The sequence below is a fragment of the Rhodococcus sp. P3_B8 genome (assembly GCF_056402775.1).
Genome location: NZ_JBFUGT010000030.1, coordinates 35,918 through 55,286, shown reverse-complemented (window position 1 = coordinate 55,286; position 19,369 = coordinate 35,918). Strand labels below are relative to the sequence as shown.

Sequence of the window (19,369 nt, the reverse complement as noted above, 5' to 3'; positions counted from 1 at the left end):
GGCGGCGGCCGAGCAGCGTCAGTAGTCGTTTCCCGTCGTCAACTCGAGGTCGGTCATGGTCTTGAACCGCGGCGTGCCGTCGCGGTCGTTGCGTGCCTGTTCCATCACGAGGCGGGCGGTCCGTCCGTTCAGGTGGAGCGTCGCGACCTGATCGCCGAAGAACGGTCCGGCGACCTTCGACCAGTGGATGGGTACGGGTGGCACTCGCGACACCCGGCCGAGGATGAAACGCACGGTCCGCTCGGTGGCGCGCCGCCACGAGATCCGGAATGCCACTTTCATGGCGGCCGGAACGTAGTTGTGCAGGGGAGAGCACGTCAGCTGATACACCAGTGACTGCAGCTTCTCGGCGTAGTGCGCCTGCGCGACGTAGGCGTGGTGGACGTCCCCGGACAGCACCGAGATGGTGGACGGCGCCCGCCCGGCCGGCCCGGCCTTGCGGCCCGCGCCGACCTCGGCGAAGAGGCGGGCCAACCGGTCGAACGAGTCACGGAACGCCGCCCAGTGCTCGAGGTCCGCCCCCCGCCGGATCTTCTCCGCCACGGCCGCCACCCGCGGGCCGCGGGACCCGGCGGCGAGCCGTTCGTCCCAGGACTCCAGGTCGTGAAGGGCGCGGGGCAGCAACCACGGCAGAGACGTCCCGACGAGCAGGTGGTCGTAGTCGCCCTCGGTCTGACGTTCGATCCAGGAGAATTCGGGGTCGGACACCATCTCGCGGCGACCGCCGGAGAGGACACGCCCGCACCGCGAGTCGATGACGAGCAGCCGCGCGACCCCGAGGTCCCGGCGATACGACCATTGCGTGCCCTTGGCCCCGTCCGCTTCYTCGTCGGCGGCAGACGCGAATTCGCGGAGCATCGGCTCGACGTCGCCACCGTGCTTCCGAACCCGTTGATACAGTTCGTTTTCGGCTAGGTGGCTCGGCGCCAGGTTCCCGAGGTGCTGGTACACCCAGTACGAGGACAACGCGCCGACGATGCGCTCCTCCCACCACGACGTGGCCTCGAGTTCGTCGCGCCAGGATTCCGAAGTGTTCCAGTCGTCCCGGACGTCATGATCGTCGAAGATCATCGACGTCGGCACGGTGGACATCAGCCAGCGCACCTGAGGGTCCGTCCACGATTCGGCGTAGAGCCAGGTGTACTCCTCGAAATTGCGCACCTGCGGCCCCGGTGGCTCGTTCACGTCGTGGATCTCGGCGACCCGGGCCTCGGTCTCGGGGGAGAGTTCGTCGGCGTACACCTGATCCCCGAGCAGCAGCAGGGCGTCGGGCCACTGGTCCGGGGACTGTTCGGCCATCCGCACCGCATACGCGTCCAGGGCGTCGGCGCCGAGGTGCCGGTTGCCCTCCGTCGTGGACATCGTGGCGAACCGGCACGACCCGAACGTGAGAACCAGCGTGTCGTCGTCCTTCCGGAGCGTGCGGATCATCGACGGGACGGCACTCGGCAACGGCCACACCGGGCGGCCGTCGAGCGTCACCTCGTACGGGGTGGTCGACCCGGGCTCCAGACCCTCCACGACGACGAGCGCATAGTGGTGACCCGACACGTTCCACGTGCGTTCCTCGTGGCCGAGGACCCGGACGGTGCACGCCTCCGACGTCTCGACCCACACCGTCGCGTCGCACGTGCCGACATGTCTCAGCAGTGGCCCCAGAATCAGCTCCGCCATGACGTCACCCTGCCGGAATTCTCTTCGCGCGTGACGGATACATACGCTCAGCCTACGGATCCCCGAGCAAACCCGAGAAGGCTTCCGTCGCGAAAGAGTCGTGCGGTTCGCGGCGGCTCGTGGTGATTCGCCGGGAGGTGCCGTCAGCTGGTACCACTTTGGTATCATTGGTACATGGCCATGACATTGCGACTGACCGAGGAGCAGGAGCGCGCGCTCACGCTTCTCGCCGACGCTCAAGGTGTCAGCAAACAAGAGGCGACCGTCCGCGCGATCGTGGAGGCTGCTGCCCGACACACCCATGACGAGCGGGTTCGCGCGCTGTCCCGTCGCGGCCGCGACCGGTATGCCACTTTGCTGGACCGCCTCGCTCAGTGACGATCGACTACCTGACTCTCGAGGACTTGCTCGCGCTGGCTGAGGATCTCGGCGTTGCGTCCGTCCGGGACCTCGGACTGCTCGACTCGGCGGCTCATCGTCCGCAGGCGTCATTGCTCGGCGAGGAGGCGTACCCGTCGATTCACGACAAGGCTGCCGTTCTGCTCGAGTCCCTGACCAGGAACCATGCGCTAGTCGACGGGAACAAGGGGCTGTCCTGGCTGGCGGTTCACGTGTTCTATGGACTGAACGGTTACGACCTGGATGCTCCCGAAGATCCGGCGTACGACTTGGTCATCGCTGTCTCGAGCGGGGAGCGGGGGTACCGGGAGGTGTCGCGGCAGCTCGCCGATTGGGCGCGTCCCGTCTGAGTGTCGCTACATCCGAAGATGCTTGTCGGACAGTATGTGTCGGAGGGTTCGGCTAGCCTGTCGCGCATGGCTGAACCAGTGAAGGGCCCCGCGTCCTATTTCCCGTCGATCGAGGAGAAGTACGGTCGGCCGATCAGTGAATGGCAGACGCTCATCCGGTCGTCCGAGCTGACCAAGCACATGGAGTTGGTGAGCTGGCTGAAGTCCGAGCACGGCCTCGGTCACGGCCACGCCAACGCGCTGGTCGCGCACACCCTGAAGGAGGACGCCGCCGGCTGACGGTCTCGGTCCAGGTCGGCGCCGGAGGTCCTCGCCGCCCTGGCGCAGCTATATCCGGACCTCTCGCCGCGATGAATCCGGTATTCGGCCGCGGGCTATCATTCCGACGACGAATCTGGTGTCGAGGGTTCTGCTGTCGAAGGGAATCGAAGTGAGCACGAAAATCGAACAACTGGAGTTCCAGGCGGAGACCCGCCAGCTCCTGGACCTCATGATCCACTCGGTGTACTCCAACAAGGACTCGTTCCTGCGGGAGCTCATCTCCAACGCGTCGGATGCGCTGGACAAGTTGCGGCTCGAAGCCTTCCGCAACAAGGAGCTCCACGTCGACACGTCGGATCTGCACATCGAGATCGAGGTGGACGCGGAGCAGCGCACGCTGACCGTCCGCGACAACGGCATCGGCATGTCGCACGACGAGGTCGTCGACCTCATCGGCACGCTGGCCAAGTCCGGCACCGCAGACCTGCGCCGCAAGTTGAAGGAAGCGAAGGACGCCGCCGCCTCCGAGGAACTGATCGGACAGTTCGGCATCGGCTTCTACTCGACGTTCATGGTCGCCGACAAGGTGACGCTGCTGACGCGGAAGGCCGGCGAGAGCGAGGCCACGCGCTGGGAGTCGAGCGGCGAGGCCACCTACACGATCGAGGCGGTCGACGACGCCCCGCAAGGCAGTTCCGTCACCCTGCACCTCAAGCCCGAGGACGCCGAGGATCACCTGCACGACTACACGTCGGAACGGAAGATCAAGGAACTCGTCAAGCGCTACTCCGACTTCATCGCGTGGCCGATCCGGATGAACGTCGAGCACACGGTTCCCGCGGAGGGTGACGGCGAGGACGAGGTCACCACGACGTCCGAGACGATCAACTCGATGAAGGCGCTGTGGGCGCGCTCGAAGGACGACGTCTCCGAGGACGAGTACAAGGAGTTCTACAAGCACATCGCCCACGCCTGGGACGATCCGCTCGAGGTCATCCCGATGAAGGCGGAGGGCACGTTCGAGTTCCAGGCACTGCTGTTCATCCCGTCCCACGCCCCGTTCGACCTGTTCATGCGGGACGGGAAGACGGGTGTGCAGCTGTACGTCAAGCGCGTCTTCATCATGGACGACTGCGACCAGCTGATGCCGGAGTACCTCCGCTTCGTCAAGGGTGTGGTCGACGCTCAGGACCTGTCCCTCAACGTGTCTCGTGAGATCCTTCAGCAGGACCGCCAGATTCGTGCCATCCGGCGCAGGCTCACCAAGAAGGTCCTCACCACGATCAAGGACCTCAAGGCCGGGCGGCCCGACGACTACCGCACGTTCTGGGCGGAGTTCGGCCGCGCGGTCAAGGAAGGCCTGATGTCGGACACCGACAATCGGGATGTGCTGCTGGGAATCTCGTCGTTCGCGTCCACCCACAGCGAGGAGGAGCTGACCTCGCTCGAAGACTACGTGGCACGGATGAAGGACGGTCAGGAGCAGATCTTCTACGCGACCGGCGAATCCCGGCAACTGCTCGAGAGCTCACCGCACATGGAGGCCTTCCGCGCGAAGGGCTTCGAGGTGCTGCTGCTCACCGATCCCGTGGACGAGATGTGGGTCGGCGCCGTGCCGGAATTCGACGGCAAGTCGTTCCAGTCGATCGCCAAGGGCGAGGTCGATCTCGACACCGAGGAAGACAAGAAGGCGCACGAGTCGGAGCGGGAGGAGCAGGAGAAGGACTTCGCCGGCCTGCTCTCCTGGATGGCCGACGCCCTGAGCGAGCAGGTCAAGGAGGTGCGACTGTCGACGCGGCTGACCACGTCCCCGGCCTGCATCGTCGGCGATGCGTTCAGTATGTCGCCGGCACTGGAGCGGATGTACCGGGCATCCGGGCAGCCCGTCCCCGTCACGAAGCGCATCCTCGAGCTGAACCCGACCCACCCGCTCGTCACCGGGCTGCGGGAGGCGCACGGCGAACGCAACGAGGATCCGGCGCTGGGGGAGACCGCGGAGCTCCTCTACGGGATGRCGTTGCTGGCCGAAGGCGGCGAACTCGAGGATCCGGCCCGGTTCACCACCATGCTYGCCAACCGTCTCGCCAGGACGGTGTAGTTCACCTTGCTGGTATTGGTCACGGGGGGAACAGGGTTCGTCGGGGCGTGGAGCGCGAAGGCGGCGGTGGACGCCGGTCACCGGGTGCGCTTCCTCGTGCGGGATCCTGCTCGCCTCGTGACCAGTGCCGCGGCACTCGGACTCGACACGTCCGATCACGTGGTCGGTGACATCACGGACGCCGAGTCCGTGCGCCGCGCGCTCGACGGCTGCGACGCCGTCATCCACGCCGCGGCCGTGGTCGCGGTCGACCCGCGACGGGCGGAGGAGATGCTGCAGACCAACCTGGCAGGTGCGCAGAACGTGCTGGGAACCGCGGTCGAGCTGGGCCTCGATCCGATCGTCTACGTCTCGAGTATCGCCGCGCTGTTCCAGCCGGGGGCCCGGCTGCTCACTCCCGAACTGCCGGTGTGCGGGCCACCCGACGCGTACGGCCGGAGCAAGGCACGTGTGGAGCAGTACGCCCGCGACCTTCAGGCCGACGGCGCACCGATCGCGATCACCTATCCGGGCATGATCGTCGGCCCGCCGGCGGGGACCCAGTTCGGTGAGGCCGCCCAGGCGGTCGAGGCCGCCGTCCACCTGCGGGGTCTGCCCGGGCGGGGCGCCGCGTGGACGATGGTCGACGTCCGGGAGGTGGCGAGCGCGCACGCAGCGCTCCTCGAGCCGGGAGGCGGGGCCCGCCGGTACATGCTCGGTGGTCCCCGGATTCCGATCGCGGGGATCGCCGAGATGCTGGGCGTGATCACCGGCAAGTGGATGGGGGTGTTCCCGATTCCGGACGCCGCGTTGCGCCTGGTGGGCAGGCTGGTCGACGCCGTCGACCGGTTCGTCCCTATCGACACCCCGATCTCGGAGGCCGCGATGGAGTACTACACGCGGATGCCGGACACCGACGACCGGCCGAGCGAGAGCGAACTGGGTGTGAAGTACCGCGATTCGGCGGAAACCCTGGCCGACACCGTCGCGGGATTAGCGGAGGCGGGCCGGCTGTGAGCTTTACGCGTGCGGAGTTGGAGTCGTTCCGCGACGCGGAGGTTCCGGACCTCATCGGACCGGGCTGCCGTCTGCTGTTCGTCGGCATCAACCCGGGACTGTGGACGGCCGCGACCGGGGCGCATTTCGCACGCCCGGGCAACCGCTTCTATCCGGCCCTGCTGGCCGCCGGAATCATCGAGCGTCCGATCGATCCGACGGCCGGGATGTCGGACGCGGATCGCGATCACCTGATCGGGCGGGGCGTCGGCATCACCAACCTGGCCCCGCGGGCCACGGCGAAGGCGGACGAGTTGTCTGGTGAGGAACTGGCCGTCGGCGCCGAGCGCCTGCGCGCGGTGGTCCGCGACACCGCTCCCCGGGTGGTCGCCGTCGCCGGAATCACCGCCTATCGCACGGCTTTCGGGGAGCGTGCCGCGAAGAAGGGTAGGCAACCCCGCGATCTCGAGGGCGTGGAGTTGTGGCTGGTGCCCAATCCCAGCGGGCTCAACGCTCACGAAACAGTCGCCACGCTGGCCGCGTCGTACCGGGAGGCGGCGATCGAGGCGGGAATCGTCTCCGGTTGACCGGGCAGATCGCTAGGCTGCGGAGATGACCGTCGTCTACAACCTCTTCCTCGTCTGCCACCTGCTCGGCATGGCTGCCCTCGTCGGCGGTTATTTCGCGGTGCTCGGAGCGCCGCGGATCTCCGAGGTGATGGTGTGGGGTGCGCGGCTCCAGTTCGTGACGGGACTGATCCTGGTCGGGCTCGGGGAGGCAGTGCTGGACAAGGACTACAACCACGTCAAGATCGGCGTGAAGCTTCTGCTCTCACTGGTGGTGGTCGCGCTCGCCGAGATCGTCCGGGGCAAGCAGAAGAAGGGGCAGGAGAACCCGAACCTGGTCCACGTGACCGGTGGGCTCGGCATCGTCACCGTCTTGGTGGCCGCCCTCTGGACCTGATCTCGGGCGGGTATCACTTCTTCGGCGGGGCAAGGATTTTCATCGCCAGTCGCTGCGCGGAGTCGGGCATCCGGTCTTTCATCGACATCGCGAACTCGCCCGCCTTCGTGCGCACGGACGTGCCCCTGCCGAACCGCCGGTTGAAGGCGGATCCCTCGGTCGGCTGATCGAAGTGGAGGGGCGGGGCCCCGTCCGCGGCGCCGAGTGCGCGCCCGATCACCATCCGCTGAATCTCGCTGGTGCCCTCGAAGATGGTGTACAGCTTGGCGTCCCGGTACCACTTCTCGACGGGGTGGTCGCTGATGTATCCCCACCCGCCCATCGTCTGCAGTGCGCGTTCCGTGGTCTTCACCGCGACCTCCGACGCCGCGAGTTTCGCCATCGAGCCCTCGCCGTGGCGGAACTCCACGCCCGCCGCCGCCATCCACGACGCCCGCCACGTGAGCAGTCGCGCGGCGTCGATCTGGGTTGCGAGGTCGGCCAGCGGAAACGCGATGCCCTGGTTGTCGATGATCGGGCCGCCGAACGCCTCGCGGCGGTTCGCGTACTCGGTGGCGTATTCGAGCGCGGCGCGGGCGATGCCCAGCGCCTGAGCGGCGACCATGGGGCGTGTCTGCTCGAACGTGCCGAGGGTGGCCGACTTCCGCCGGGGCGCGCCGGTGGCCACCTCCTCCTGCACCTCACGGGCCTTCCGCATGCGGTTTTGCAGCTTGTCGTCGCCGCCGAGCAGATGGTCGGAGGGGACCCGCACCTGATGGAATTTCAGCTCCGCCGTGTGCGACGCGCGGCAGCCCAGCTTGTCGAGCTTGCGGACGAGTTCGATACCCGGGCTTCCTCCGGGGATCACGAAGAGCGCCTGCCCGCGATGGCCCAGATCCGGATCGACGGTCGCGTTCACGACGTGCACGTCGGCGATGCCCCCATTGCCGATCCACATCTTGTGGCCCTCGATCACCCACTCGTCGCCGTCGCGCGTCGCGGTGGTCCGCAGATTGCGGACGTCGCTGCCGCCCTCGGGTTCCGAGATACACAGTGCGGCGAGTTTCAGGTTGCCGGGCTCGCCGAAGCATTCCGGTGCCCACCGCAGCATCTGCTCCGGCGTGGCGGCCTGCCCGATCGACGACAGCGCCAGCGCGGGCATCACGACGGCCAGCCCGATTCCGGCGCAACCCCAGAACAACTCCTCCATGAACAGCGGGAGGGACAGCCCGGTCGGGTCGCCGATGAGGTCGCGGTAGAACAGCGGACTGTAGAAGCCCTCTTGCGCGGCCTTCTCGAGAACGTCCCAGGGGAACTCCTGCGCGCGGTCGTGCTCGGCCGCCACCGGCCGGATGACATTCTCCGCGAAGGCGTGCGTCCGCTCGACGAGGTCTTTCTGCGCCGGTGTGAGAGCGAGGCTGAAAGTCATGGCAGTCCCTCGGTTGCCGCGTTGGTGTGCAACAACGTAACACTCACGACTCGCCGCTACCGGAATTCACGATATCTTGAAGGGTGAGAGCACTATCCCATTATCTGGTCGACATTGCTAGCGTCGAAGACATGAACGGCGACGAGACGGTCTACACCCACGGTCACGACGAATCGGTGCTGCGTAACCATCGGTGGCGCACCGCCGAGAACTCCGCCGGTTATCTGCTCCCGCACCTGCGCGCAGGCATGACCTTGCTCGACGTCGGGTGTGGGCCGGGCACGATCACCGCCGACCTCGCCGGACTCGTCGCACCCGGAGTCGTCACCGCCGTCGAGATGAACGACGAGGCGCTGTCCCTCGCCCGGAACGAGTTCGCGAAGCGGGGAGTCCCGAACGTCTTGACCGTGGTGTCGGATGTCCACGCCCTCGACTTTCCCGACGACAGCTTCGACATCGTGCACGCGCATCAGGTCCTGCAACACGTCGGTGACCCGGTGCAGGCACTGCGCGAGATGAAGCGAGTGTGCAAGCCCGGTGGGATCGTCGCCGCCCGCGACGCGGACTACGGCACCTTCACGTGGTTTCCGGCGACACCGGAACTCGACGAATGGCTGACGCTCTACAAGAAGATCGCTCGGGCGAACGGTGGTGAACCGGACGCCGGTCGACGCCTGCGGGCCTGGGCACATGGGGCGGGTCTTGGCGACGTCGTGAACACCGCGAGCACGTGGTGTTTCTCCTCCGACGAGGACCGCGAATGGTGGGGAGGATCCTGGGCCGATCGCTCGGTGCAGTCGAACTACGCGGACCGGGCGCTCGAACTGGGGCTCGCCAGCGAGGCGGACCTGGAACGCATCGCGGCGGGCTGGCGTTCGTGGGTGCGGGAGGACGGCGGCTGGTTCGCGCTCCTGCACAGCGAGATCCTCTGCCGCGTGTAGCAGCGCGGGGGGAAAATCTCGCGACGAGTGCCCGAGGATGGAACACTCGCCCCATGACGACGTTACGGGTGGGTCGACTGTGGTTGGCGGGACTGATGGTGGCTCTGATCGGGCTAATGCTCGTACCCGGCGCCTCCGCGGCACCGGACCGAGCAGTCTTCTCCGGCGGCTCGGACCAGGTGATCACCGTCTACGCCCCGTCCGCGGGGGCAGTGGTCGCCGAACTGACCGCCTGGGAACGGAATGCGGACGGCACGTGGCAGGTGTTCGCGGGCCCCGTCCCCGCCGACGTCGGCGCGGAAGGAATCGGCGCGGCGAACGAATTCTCCACCCGCACGCCTGCCGGTGTCTTCCCGCTGTCGCAGGCATTCGGCCGGCAGCCCGCACCTGAGACGGCGATGCCGTACTTCCAGTCCGATCGACGTGACTGGTGGGATGCGAATCCGCTCTCGCCGACCTACAACACGCACGTCCGTCAGGACGCGAGCCCCGGTGGGAACAGCGAGAACCTCTACGCGGCTGGACCGCTGTACGACTACGCGGTCGCGATCGGCTACAACGCCGCCCGCATTCCCGGCCTGGGTTCGGCGATGTTCCTGCACGTCACGGACGGCACCACCACCGAAGGGTGCGTCGCCATCGACCGCGACACGCTGACCTCACTCCTCGGCCGGCTCGACCCCGCGAAGAATCCGGTCATCGAGATCGCCGTAGGCGCGTAGCGCCCGTGCGCCTTTCTGGTTGCTCCAGCTACCAAAAAGGCGCACGGGCGGCGGAGCCGCCTACAGGCCGGGACGCTTGCCGATGGTGAGGGTGGGGGTGGAGACACCGGCGAAGAAGTCCTCGCCCTTGTCGTCGACCACGATGAACGCGGGGAAGTCCTCGACCTCGATCTTCCAGACCGCTTCCATGCCGAGTTCTTCGTACTCGACGATCTCGACCTTCTTGATGCAGTCGAGGGCGAGACGCGCCGCGGGACCGCCGATGGACCCGAGGTAGAAGCCGCCGTACGACTTGCACGCGTCGGTGACCTGCTTGGAGCGGTTGCCCTTCGCGAGCATCACCATCGAGCCGCCCGCGGCCTGGAACTGCTCCACGTAGGAGTCCATGCGACCGGCGGTGGTGGGTCCGAAGGAACCGGACGCCATGCCGTCGGGGGTCTTGGCCGGACCGGCGTAGTACACCGGGTGGTCCTTGAGGTACTGCGGCATGTCCTCGCCGGCGTCGAGCCGTTCCTTGATCTTGGCGTGGGCGATGTCGCGTGCGACGACGAGCGGGCCGGTCAGTGACAGCCGTGTCTTCACCGGGTGCTTGGACAGCTCGGCGAGGATCTCCGGCATCGGCTTGGTGAGGTCGATCTTCACGGCGGCGCCCTTGCCGGTGCCGGAGACGCCGTCGGTCTCGGCGTCGAGTTGGGCGTCGGTGACCTCAGGGAGGAACCGGCCGGGGTTGAATTCGAGCTGCTCGAGGAAGACGCCCTCGGGGGTGATCTTCGCCTTGGCCTGGCGGTCCGCCGAGCAGGACACGGCGAGAGCGACGGGCAGTGACGCGCCGTGGCGGGGCAGGCGGATGACGCGGACGTCGTGGCAGAAGTACTTGCCGCCGAACTGTGCGCCGATGCCGATCTGACGGGTCAGCTCGAGCACCTTCTCCTCGAGTTCCAGGTCGCGGAAGCCGCGGCCCGTGATCGCTCCCTCGTTGGGGAGTTCGTCGAGGTAGTGCGCGGACGCGTACTTGGCCGTCTTGAGCGCGAACTCCGCGGACGTGCCGCCGACGACGATCGCGAGGTGGTACGGCGGGCAGGCTGCGGTGCCGAGGGCGCGGATCTTCTCCTCGAGGAACCGCATCATGCCGTCCGGGTTCAGGATCGCCTTGGTCTCCTGGAACAGGTAGGACTTGTTGGCGCTGCCGCCGCCCTTGGCCATGTACAGGAACTTGTAGGCGTTCTCGTGGCCGGTCGCTGTGTCGGCGTAGAGCTCGATCTGGGCGGGGAGGTTGCTTCCGGTGTTCTTCTCGTCCCACATCGTGATCGGCGCGTTCTGCGAGTACCGCAGGTTGAGCCGGGTGTAGGCATCGTAGACGCCCCGGGCGATGGCCTTCTCGTCGTCGCCGGGGGTGAGGACGTGCTGGCCGCGCTTGCCCATGACGATCGCGGTGCCGGTGTCCTGGCACATCGGCAGCACGCCGGCCGCGGAGATGTTGGCGTTCTTGAGCAGATCCAGTGCCACGAACTTGTCGTTGCCCGATGCCTCGGGGTCGTCGAGGATGCTCGCGAGCTGCGTCAGATGGTCGCTGCGCAGGTAGTGCGAGATGTCGTGGAGTGCGGTCTCGGTGAGCAGGCGCAGCGCCTCGGGCTCGACGGACAGGAAGGTGCGGCCGTCGGGTCCTTCGACGGTCGACACCCCCTCGGTGGTCAGCAGCCGATATTCGGTGGGGTCCTCACCGATGGGCAGCAAGTCCTCGTAGAGGAAGTCGGCCATTCTATCTCCTGGACAGCGGGTTGTGTGAAGTTCGTATCCAGGCTAGACGCGGGCTCCGGCGGCCCTGTGACGCGGGGGCATGCTTCGACCTGCGCAGTGGCGTGGCTCACAGAGGTTTCACAGACGAATCCGTACACTTGACTTGATGCGTGTTCACGAACCAGATCGGCCGGCCGAATGACCCTTGAAGTCCAGTACGCCGGAGCTATCGACGGCGAGACGTCCGGTGCACGCGCGAAGCGGCCCGTGCTGCATGCCTACCTCGACATCGCGATCGTGGTGGTCGTCCTCGTGGCCACGAATCTGATCGCACACTTCACCACCGCGTGGGCGAGCATCGCCACCGTTCCCATCGCCGCTGTCGTGCTGCTCGTGCTCACCCGCCGCCGCGGACTCGGCTGGGTCGAACTGGGGCTCTCGCCCCGGCACTGGCGAAAGGGTTCGTTGTACGCGCTGGCGGCGATGGGACTCGTGATCGGCGTCGTGGCGATCGGCGCGGCCCTGCCGATCACCCGCCCCTTCTTCATGGCCGACCGGTACGCCACCCTGTCCGGTGCGCTCGTCGCGTCGATGATCGTCATCCCGTTGCAGACCGTCATCCCCGAGGAGCTCGCGTTCCGCGGCGTGCTGCAGGGCACCCTCGGCCGGGTCTACGGCGCACGTGGCGTGTTCGCGGCCGGATCGCTGATGTTCGGTCTCTGGCACATCGCGTCGTCGCTGGGACTGACGTCGGGCAACAAGGGACTGTCCGGGTTCCTCGGAGGCGGGGTTGCCGGTCAGGTGCTGGGCATCCTGGGGGCGGTCGTCGCCACCGCAGCCGCGGGCGTCGTGTTCACCTGGCTCCGCCGCCGCAGCGGCAGTCTGATCGCGCCCATCGCGCTGCACTGGTCACTGAACGGTGCGGGCGCGCTCGCCGCCGCCATCGTGTGGCACACGACCATGGCCTGAGTCCGGACGTCAGCCGGCTTGCGGCGTGCCCAGCCATTCGAGCAGCTTCTCGTACACCGACTCGTGGTTGAGCATCGTGAAATGGTTCGCGGGCGCGAGGTGCATGCCGTGCTCGGCGCGGAAGCCGATCATCCGCGTCCTGTTCCGGCCGGACGCGCTCGGCACGAGCACCATGCCGTCACCGAGCAGGCGACCCAGCGGATGCCTCGGGCTGCGCGTGATGGTCGCGGAGACGAAGTAGTACGTCACGCCGTCGAGGAGTGGGACCTCGCTGCACGCCGCGGCGCGGAGTGCGTCCGGATCGCGATCGCGCCAGTCCTCGTCGACGAGTGAACCCTGGTTCAGATCCCGGATGCCGGCGCTCCTTCTGCGCAGGAGCCCGGAGATCGCACGCGTCTCCGGCAGTGCGGCCAGGCCGGCACTCGCATAGTGGACGGCCTGCTCCAACGGGGCGCCGAGGTGGGGTGAGCCGAGACTCACGACGTGCCGAACCCGGTCCACCCACGGCCGGTCGTCGAGGAAGGCGATCCGGCAGGCGCTGCGGGCCACGAGGCCTCCCATGGAATGCCCGACGAGTGCGATCGACTCGACCTCGACCGGCCAGTTCTCGGTGACCGCGTCCAGAAGTTCGGACAGGCTCCTGCCGTTGTCCGAGATGTGCCTGCCGGAGTTGTACCGGATCTGCAGCGCTGTGTACCCCAGGTCGGTTCCGAGCCGTTCACCGTAGGTGGGACGGCGGCCCAGCGCCCACGCGTCCTCGGTCTCGACGAGTCCGTGCAGGAAGACGACGATGCGGCCGCCGGCGTGCGGGAAGGCGTCGGCGAGCGCGGATCTGTCCGGCGCGAGCGCGACACCGTTCACCCGTATCGCCAGGGGTTCGGCGAGCGGCGATCCCTCGGCTTCCAGTACGTCACCGATCAGCCCCTGGATCGCGGCGATGGCCTGGGCTCCGCGGCGTGTCTGGGACGGGGCGAGGTTCTCCGACGACGGGAGGTCGAGGAACCGACCTGCGAGGGAGCCGCCGAGACGCGCGGTGTCGGCGACAAGTGCGTACACGGCGCCCGAGATCTCGTCGTGGAGCAGCTTGGCAGGAAGGGCGTGGGAGCCGACGCCGAGTCGGACGCCGGCGAAGACGCGATCCGAGATCGCGCGGTGGATGCTGCCGATGCCGGTGGCGGCGCCTCCGATTTCCTCGAGGGCCAGCCGGGCGAGTGCCCGTACCTCGGAGCGGCGTCTGATCTGCGCATCGGTCACGAAATTTGAGTGTACGCATGTGCACTGAGATGTGCGCGTGTTACGGAAGTGCCGAGAATATGCAGTGCAGTCGATTATTTCGAGAATAAATCAACCGTGAAGCGGAAAAGTTGATCTTCGACGCTCCGCTCAATTGGTCGCCCGACCAATTTCGGGAAAAATGCTGGTGACGCGGATAATGAACATGTTCACGTAGGGAATTAGCCGTCGTTATAGATACGTGATTGAATCGATCGAAGAGCGCCGACAACGCCGTGACGGGGTCCGCGAGCCTGAAGCGTGCGAACCCCGTCTCGGGTGTTCAAGTCTTGTGCCAGCGGAAATGCTAGCCAATCGTGGCCGCGGCCGCGGTTGCGGCGTCTGCGCCACCGCCCAATGCGTCGGCGGAACCCGAGAAGAAGTCCAGGGCACCGGCGAGGTCGGAGAAGGCGGAGAAGAATTCGGACAGGAAGGCGAGATCCATGCTTTTAACTCCTTGCTCGGTTGTGGGCATTTATGTCGGCGCTGAGCGGGCGCCGGATTCATTCCTACCGTTATTGAAATGAGATCGCAATCCGAAGGTTTAACCGAAATGAAACGCGGGCTGAATTACCGGGTTCCGACCAGGTGAGAGGCCCGTGTCCGGATTCACATCCGACGCCTCGGATCCCACGATGTGGGAGCCGGGACACTGCCCGAATACCGCCGTCGAAGAGCGTCGGCGGGGCTATCCTCGTCCCACGACGTGTAGCGCCTTCCGGACATACCGACGTATAGGGGAATCCATCATGCGCAAGACAATCGTCACCGGTATCGCGGTCGCGGCCATCGCGCTGCTCGGCGCCGCCGGCTGTTCCGACGACTCGAACGAGGCCCCGATCGCGACCACGACGACCTCGTCGGCGTCCGAACGGGTGGAGGGCGCGATCAGCAGCGTGCAAGCCACGGCGTCGTCCGCCGTCAACACCGCGCGCGAGGCCACCCAGAACGCGATCAACTCGGCCATCGCGGCGGTCCCGATCGGATTCGAGTCGGGAACCGCCGAGCTCAACGCCGTCTCGGACGTGACGATCAAGGCGGTGGCCGCCGCGATGAAGGCCGGCGACAGCAAGATCGAGATCGAGGCGTACGCCACCAACTCGGACGAAGCGGCCGCCGAACTACTCGCCGATCAGCGCGCCCAGGCCGTCGCCAACGCGCTCGAAGCGCAGGGCGTCGACAAGGGCCGCATCTCGGTCGACGGAACGGCCAACCCGCCCGAAGGTGTCAACGTCGATCAGGCGAAGATCACCGTCGAGGACAGCTGACCGGCCCGGTCAGTGCAGGACCGCCCGGTGCTCGTTGCTGTACGGGATGTGCTCGGCGGTCCTGCCGTCGCGGAGTTTGAGCACCCACTCGGGATCGGACAGCAGTGCGCGGCCGACGGCCACGAGATCGAACTCGCCGTTCTCGTACTGCGCGAGCAGGCGGTCGATACCGGCGGTGTTCGACGCGCCGTCCGAGGTGAAGGCCGTCGTGAACACGTCGTCGAGACCCACCGAACCGACCGTGATGGTGGGTAGTCCGGTCAGCCGTTTGGTCCAACCCGCCAGACCGAGTTTCCCGTCGTCGCCGGCCAGCTCGGGGAAGGCGGGTTCCCAGTGCCTGCGGGTGGAGGGGTGCAGCACGTCGACGCCGGCGTCGACGAGGGGTGCGAGCACGGCCGCGAGWTCGTCGGGGGACTGCGCGATCCGCGAGTCGTAGTGGTTCGACTTCCACTGGCTGAACCGGTAGACCATCGCGAAGTCCTCGCCGACGGCCTCGCGGATCGCTGCAACCACCTCGACGGGGAATCGGGTGCGGGCCTCGAGGGATCCGCCGTAGCCGTCGGAGCGGACGTTCGTCCGATCCCACAGGAACTGGTCGAGGAGGTAGCCGTGCGCCCCGTGCAGTTCGATGCCGTCGAAGCCCACGTCGCGCGCGTTGACGGCGGCCGCCACCCAGGCCTCGCGCAGCGCGTCGAGATCGGACGCGGTGAATTCGCGTCCCAGGCGGGTCCCGTCCAGGGCGAGTCCGGACGGGCTGGCGGTGATCACGTCCGGATTCATGCGGGGCTGCGGGCCGCGTTCGACGCCCAGATGCCACAGCTGCGGGATGATCTGCCCGCCCTCGTCGTGGACCGCGTCCACCACCGATTTCCAGCCCGCAAGGCTGTCCCGCCCGTAGAGGACCGGCACCCGGGTGTGCGATCCGGCGGCCGGGTCGGGAATGTACGTGCCCTCTGTGATGACGAGTCCGACCCCGCCCGCCGCGCGTCGGCGGTAGTACGCCGCCACATCGTCCCCGGGAACGCCGCCGGGGGAGAAAGCCCTGGTCATGGGTGCCATCGCGAAGCGGTTCCGTAGCCGGAGGGATTTGACGGCGAACGACTCGAAGAGCCCGTCCACGGGTAGCGGTGTTTCGGTCATGCCTGTCTGCAACTGATCTTGGTTACGCACTATTCCTGCATACGGCCTGCTGTGTAGTTGTAATCTGAAGTCACAGTCGACACTCGCTGCCGGCGCGTGGGCTCTCGCCCACGCCCGGTCTGACGGGAGGGTGCACTGATGGGCACGAACGACGGAAAACCTGCCGATCTGGTGCTGTTCGGTGACGTGGTCACCATGAACGACGCCGCGCCACGCGCTCGGGCAGTCGCGGTGCGCGACGGGCGGATCGCCGCCGTCGGCAACGATTCCGCGGTGTTCCCGCTGATCGGACCGGCAACGATCACGGTCGACCTGCACCGCGCATGCATACTCCCGGGCTTCATCGAGGCGCACGGCCACCCGCTGAACTCCGCGGTGTTGCTCGGCGAACCGGTGGTGGACATCAGGCCGGTGACCATCGCCGATGCGGGGGAGGTGGTCGACGCCGTGCGCCGCGCCGTCGACGAACACCCCGACGGCGCCGTCCTCAACGGCTGGGATCCCCTGCTCCAGAAGGGACTGCCCGAACCGACCCGTGAATGGCTCAATTCGATCGCTCCCGACACGTCCCTGGTGATCCTGCACAACACCGGCCACGTGGCCTACTTCAACGACGTCGCCGCGCGGGATTCCGGATTGACCAAGGACACGCCGGACCCCGAGGGCGGTAGTTTCGGCCGCGACGAGTCGGGTGAACTGGACGGTTCGGCGTTCGAGGCGCCCGCGGTGATGGCGGTGGCCGCCACGATCCTCGCCGGCGCCAGCACCCGGCTCCCGGAGCTCCTCGCCGCGGAATGCGCGCGGATGAACGCGGCAGGGATCACCACCGCCAGTGAGATGGCGTTCGACCCACGCTTCCGTAGCGCCCTGACCGCGTTCGCGCGGTCCGGCGCTCTCACCACCCGGCTGCGGCTGTACGAGATGTCGAACCCGGAGCGCGCCACGGACGTGTCACCCGGAGTCGGAAACGACCTGCTGCGCCAGGTGGGCATCAAGATCTGGTCGGACGGCTCGCCGTGGGTGGGCAACGCCGCCACCAGCTTTCCGTACCTCGACACGGACGTCACCCGGTCGCTCGGCCTCGCCGGAACGCGTGGTGAGGCCAATTACACGACGGACGAGATTCTCGAGATCAGCAAGCCGTACTTCGAGAAAGGCTGGCAGATCTCCTGTCACGCCAACGGCGACGCCGCGGTCACCCTGGTACTCGACGCATGGGAGCGGATGCTGGCCGACTCCCCACGTGAAGATCACCGGCTCCGGCTCGAGCACGTCGGTGCGATGACCCCGGACCAGTTCCGCCGAGCGACCGAACTCGGCGTCACGTGCAGCATTTTCGTCGACCACCTCTACTACTGGGGCGACGTCCTCGTCGACGATCTGTTCGGTCCCGAGCGCGGAGCACGTTGGGCGGCTGCAGGTTCCGCGATCAAGGCGGGGCAGCGGATCTCGTTCCACAACGACGGCCCGGTCACCCCGACAAACCCGCTGCGCAACATCGCCGACGCCGTCACCCGCCGCACCCGGTCGGGACGTGTGCTCGCTCCCGAGGAACGGATCTCCGTCCCGGACGCCCTGCGGGCCGAGACGATCAACTCGGCGTGGCACCTCCGGAGTGAGGACGCCATCGGGGCGATCGTCCCCGGTATGCACGCCGATCTCGTCGTGTTGTCGGCCAATCCACTGCTGGTGGATCCCGACGACATCGCGGACCTCGAGGTGCTCGCCACGATCCTGGAGGGTCGGACGGTCTTCGGGAAGCTGGAGTGATCCGGGTGGCGCCCGGGTCGAGGGCTCTGCGGTCGATCGGGACGTCAGCCGGAAAGTGGATCCGGACTTCGGGTTACACCCGCAAATGGCTGGTTCTCGGCGTCGTGATCGGGATCGTCGCCGGGCTCGGAGCGGTCGTGTTCTACGTCGCGCTGAGGGAGGCGACGCAACTGCTGATCGTCGGCATCGGGGGCTACACCCCGCCCACTGCGGCGGGCGATGGTGGGGCGGTCGGCAGCCGGGAGTTCACGAGACCGTGGGCGATCCCGCTCGTGGTGTGCCTGGGTGGTCTGGTGTCGGGCATCATCGTGTTCACGCTGGCGCCGGAGGCCGAGGGGCACGGCACCGACGCGGCGATCGACGCCGTTCACCGGGACCCTCGGATGATCCGCGTCCGCGTCGTCCTCGTGAAGCTGGTCGCGTCCGCGATCACGATCGGGTCCGGCGGGTCCGGCGGTCGCGAGGGACCCACCGCGCAGATCTCGGCGGGTTTCGGATCGCTTCTCGCCCGCAGGCTGGACCTGTCCCCACGGGACGGTCGGATCGCCGTGGCGATCGGGATCGGCTCCGGCATCGGCGCGATCTTCGGGGCCCCGCTCGGCGGCGCGGTGTTGTGCTGCACGATTCCCTACAAGGAAGACTTCGATTTCGAGGTGCTCGTGCCGGCGCTGGTCACGTCGATCGTCAGCTACACCGTGTTCGGCAGCTTCCTCGGTTTCGGTCCACTGTTCGGGTATGCCGCTCAGGACTACGTCTTCGACAACCCGGTCCAGCTGGTGTGGTTCGCGCTCATCGGTGTGCTCGGCGGTCTGATCGGATTGCTGTACAGCGGGACGTTCTACACGGCCGTCGATCTCACCCACCGTCTGCCCGGCAGCCGGATCGTCAAACCGGCGGTCGGCGGGCTGCTCGTCGGGCTGATGGCGCTCGTGTTGCCGGAGGTGCTGGGCAGCGGTTACGGCTGGATCCAGCAGTCGATGGCCCGCGGCGACCTCACGGCCATCCCGTTGTGGGTGGTGCTGCTCCTGCCGTTCGCGAAGATCCTCGCGACGTCGCTGTCCATCGGCTCGGGGGGATCGGGCGGCATCTTCGGCCCGGGAATGGTGATCGGGGCGTTCACCGGCGCCGCGGTGTGGCGACTGCTGGAACCGATCGCCCCGGGCGTCCCCGACAATCCGGCGCCCTTCGTCATCGTCGGAATGATGGCCTGCTTCGGGAGCATCGCCCGCGCGCCGCTCGCGGTGATGCTGATGGTCGCGGAGATGACGGGAAGCGTCGGTGTGCTGGTGCCGGGGATGATCGCCGTCGGCCTCGCCTATCTCATCGTGCGCCGATCCGGGAAGACGATCTACCGGGCGCAGCTCGAGAACCGCGCGGAGGCTCGGCTCGCCCCGGGATGATCGGATCGGGGTCCGTGTGTGG

General features: G+C 67.3%; 19 protein-coding genes. 13 read left to right on the top strand and 6 right to left on the bottom strand.

All coding sequences use genetic code 11. The annotated features are described in order from the left end of the window. Positions 1-18: 18 nt before the first annotated feature. Complete coding sequence (locus AC1D1G_RS14135; RefSeq protein WP_283352429.1) at positions 19-1,674, bottom strand: alkaline phosphatase D family protein; 1,656 nt, start codon at positions 1,672-1,674, stop codon at positions 19-21. A gap of 174 nt (positions 1,675-1,848) precedes the next feature. Here AC1D1G_RS14135 and AC1D1G_RS14130 point away from each other — a divergent pair, with 174 nt between their 5' ends. From AC1D1G_RS14130 to AC1D1G_RS14100, 7 genes are all read left to right on the top strand, one after another. Continuing rightward, a complete protein-coding gene (locus AC1D1G_RS14130) occupies positions 1,849-2,052 on the top strand; it encodes a CopG family transcriptional regulator (protein WP_095867225.1) in 204 nt (67 codons plus the stop codon). Next, positions 2,049-2,423 (top strand): type II toxin-antitoxin system death-on-curing family toxin, encoded by a 375-nt coding sequence (locus AC1D1G_RS14125; protein WP_317568054.1) that lies wholly within the window; start codon positions 2,049-2,051, stop codon positions 2,421-2,423. The genes AC1D1G_RS14130 and AC1D1G_RS14125 overlap by 4 nt, the downstream gene beginning before the upstream one ends. A gap of 66 nt (positions 2,424-2,489) precedes the next feature. After that, positions 2,490-2,702 carry a DUF4287 domain-containing protein gene (locus AC1D1G_RS14120; protein WP_087556750.1) on the top strand — a complete coding sequence of 71 codons (213 nt, stop codon included), beginning with the start codon at positions 2,490-2,492 and terminating at the stop codon, positions 2,700-2,702. Positions 2,703-2,853: 151 nt separating this feature from the next. Further along, entirely contained in the window at positions 2,854-4,782 is a 1,929-nt protein-coding gene (gene htpG / locus AC1D1G_RS14115; protein WP_477952559.1) for a molecular chaperone HtpG, read from the top strand. A gap of 6 nt (positions 4,783-4,788) precedes the next feature. Beyond that, positions 4,789-5,778 carry an SDR family NAD(P)-dependent oxidoreductase gene (locus AC1D1G_RS14110; protein WP_283331330.1) on the top strand — a complete coding sequence of 330 codons (990 nt, stop codon included), beginning with the start codon at positions 4,789-4,791 and terminating at the stop codon, positions 5,776-5,778. Beyond that, positions 5,775-6,344 carry a mismatch-specific DNA-glycosylase gene (locus AC1D1G_RS14105; protein WP_280781570.1) on the top strand — a complete coding sequence of 190 codons (570 nt, stop codon included), beginning with the start codon at positions 5,775-5,777 and terminating at the stop codon, positions 6,342-6,344. The genes AC1D1G_RS14110 and AC1D1G_RS14105 overlap by 4 nt, the downstream gene beginning before the upstream one ends. A gap of 25 nt (positions 6,345-6,369) precedes the next feature. After that, positions 6,370-6,720 carry a hypothetical protein gene (locus tag AC1D1G_RS14100; RefSeq protein WP_280781571.1) on the top strand — a complete coding sequence of 117 codons (351 nt, stop codon included), beginning with the start codon at positions 6,370-6,372 and terminating at the stop codon, positions 6,718-6,720. A 13-nt stretch (positions 6,721-6,733) separates the two neighbouring features. Here the strand turns inward: AC1D1G_RS14100 and AC1D1G_RS14095 are convergent, their stop codons facing one another. Next, positions 6,734-8,128 carry an acyl-CoA dehydrogenase family protein gene (locus tag AC1D1G_RS14095; protein WP_317568051.1) on the bottom strand — a complete coding sequence of 465 codons (1,395 nt, stop codon included), beginning with the start codon at positions 8,126-8,128 and terminating at the stop codon, positions 6,734-6,736. A 131-nt stretch (positions 8,129-8,259) separates the two neighbouring features. Here AC1D1G_RS14095 and AC1D1G_RS14090 point away from each other — a divergent pair, with 131 nt between their 5' ends. Together AC1D1G_RS14090 and AC1D1G_RS14085 are read left to right on the top strand one after the other, a co-directional pair. Next, positions 8,260-9,069, top strand: coding sequence for a class I SAM-dependent methyltransferase (locus AC1D1G_RS14090; RefSeq protein ID WP_477952556.1), 810 nt, complete (start codon positions 8,260-8,262; stop codon positions 9,067-9,069). 53 nt (positions 9,070-9,122) lie between these two features. Further along, entirely contained in the window at positions 9,123-9,791 is a 669-nt protein-coding gene (locus AC1D1G_RS14085) for a L,D-transpeptidase family protein (protein WP_477952554.1), read from the top strand. A gap of 60 nt (positions 9,792-9,851) precedes the next feature. On the opposite strand, the gene AC1D1G_RS14080 is transcribed toward AC1D1G_RS14085, so the two are convergent. After that, entirely contained in the window at positions 9,852-11,549 is a 1,698-nt protein-coding gene (locus tag AC1D1G_RS14080; protein ID WP_005239073.1) for a fumarate hydratase, read from the bottom strand. A 177-nt stretch (positions 11,550-11,726) separates the two neighbouring features. Between AC1D1G_RS14080 and AC1D1G_RS14075 the strand changes: the two genes are divergently transcribed. Continuing rightward, a complete protein-coding gene (locus tag AC1D1G_RS14075; RefSeq protein WP_280781576.1) occupies positions 11,727-12,497 on the top strand; it encodes a CPBP family intramembrane glutamic endopeptidase in 771 nt (256 codons plus the stop codon). A 9-nt stretch (positions 12,498-12,506) separates the two neighbouring features. On the opposite strand, the gene AC1D1G_RS14070 is transcribed toward AC1D1G_RS14075, so the two are convergent. Both AC1D1G_RS14070 and AC1D1G_RS14065 read right to left on the bottom strand, forming a co-directional pair. Continuing rightward, positions 12,507-13,751 (bottom strand): esterase/lipase family protein, encoded by a 1,245-nt coding sequence (locus tag AC1D1G_RS14070; RefSeq protein WP_317568048.1) that lies wholly within the window; start codon positions 13,749-13,751, stop codon positions 12,507-12,509. 325 nt (positions 13,752-14,076) lie between these two features. After that, entirely contained in the window at positions 14,077-14,214 is a 138-nt protein-coding gene (locus AC1D1G_RS14065) for a hypothetical protein (RefSeq protein ID WP_009479155.1), read from the bottom strand. A 304-nt stretch (positions 14,215-14,518) separates the two neighbouring features. Between AC1D1G_RS14065 and AC1D1G_RS14060 the strand changes: the two genes are divergently transcribed. Beyond that, positions 14,519-15,037, top strand: a complete 519-nt coding sequence (locus AC1D1G_RS14060) for an OmpA family protein (RefSeq protein WP_280781579.1) — start codon at positions 14,519-14,521, stop codon at positions 15,035-15,037. Positions 15,038-15,046: 9 nt separating this feature from the next. On the opposite strand, the gene AC1D1G_RS14055 is transcribed toward AC1D1G_RS14060, so the two are convergent. Then, positions 15,047-16,177, bottom strand: a complete 1,131-nt coding sequence (locus tag AC1D1G_RS14055; protein WP_477952551.1) for an NADH:flavin oxidoreductase — start codon at positions 16,175-16,177, stop codon at positions 15,047-15,049. Positions 16,178-16,315: 138 nt separating this feature from the next. On the opposite strand from AC1D1G_RS14055, the gene AC1D1G_RS14050 reads away from it, so the two are divergent. Next, a complete protein-coding gene (locus AC1D1G_RS14050) occupies positions 16,316-17,947 on the top strand; it encodes an amidohydrolase (RefSeq protein WP_317568047.1) in 1,632 nt (543 codons plus the stop codon). Continuing rightward, positions 17,944-19,347 (top strand): chloride channel protein, encoded by a 1,404-nt coding sequence (locus AC1D1G_RS14045; protein WP_280781582.1) that lies wholly within the window; start codon positions 17,944-17,946, stop codon positions 19,345-19,347. The genes AC1D1G_RS14050 and AC1D1G_RS14045 overlap by 4 nt, the downstream gene beginning before the upstream one ends. The last annotated feature ends 22 nt before the right edge of the window (positions 19,348-19,369 follow it).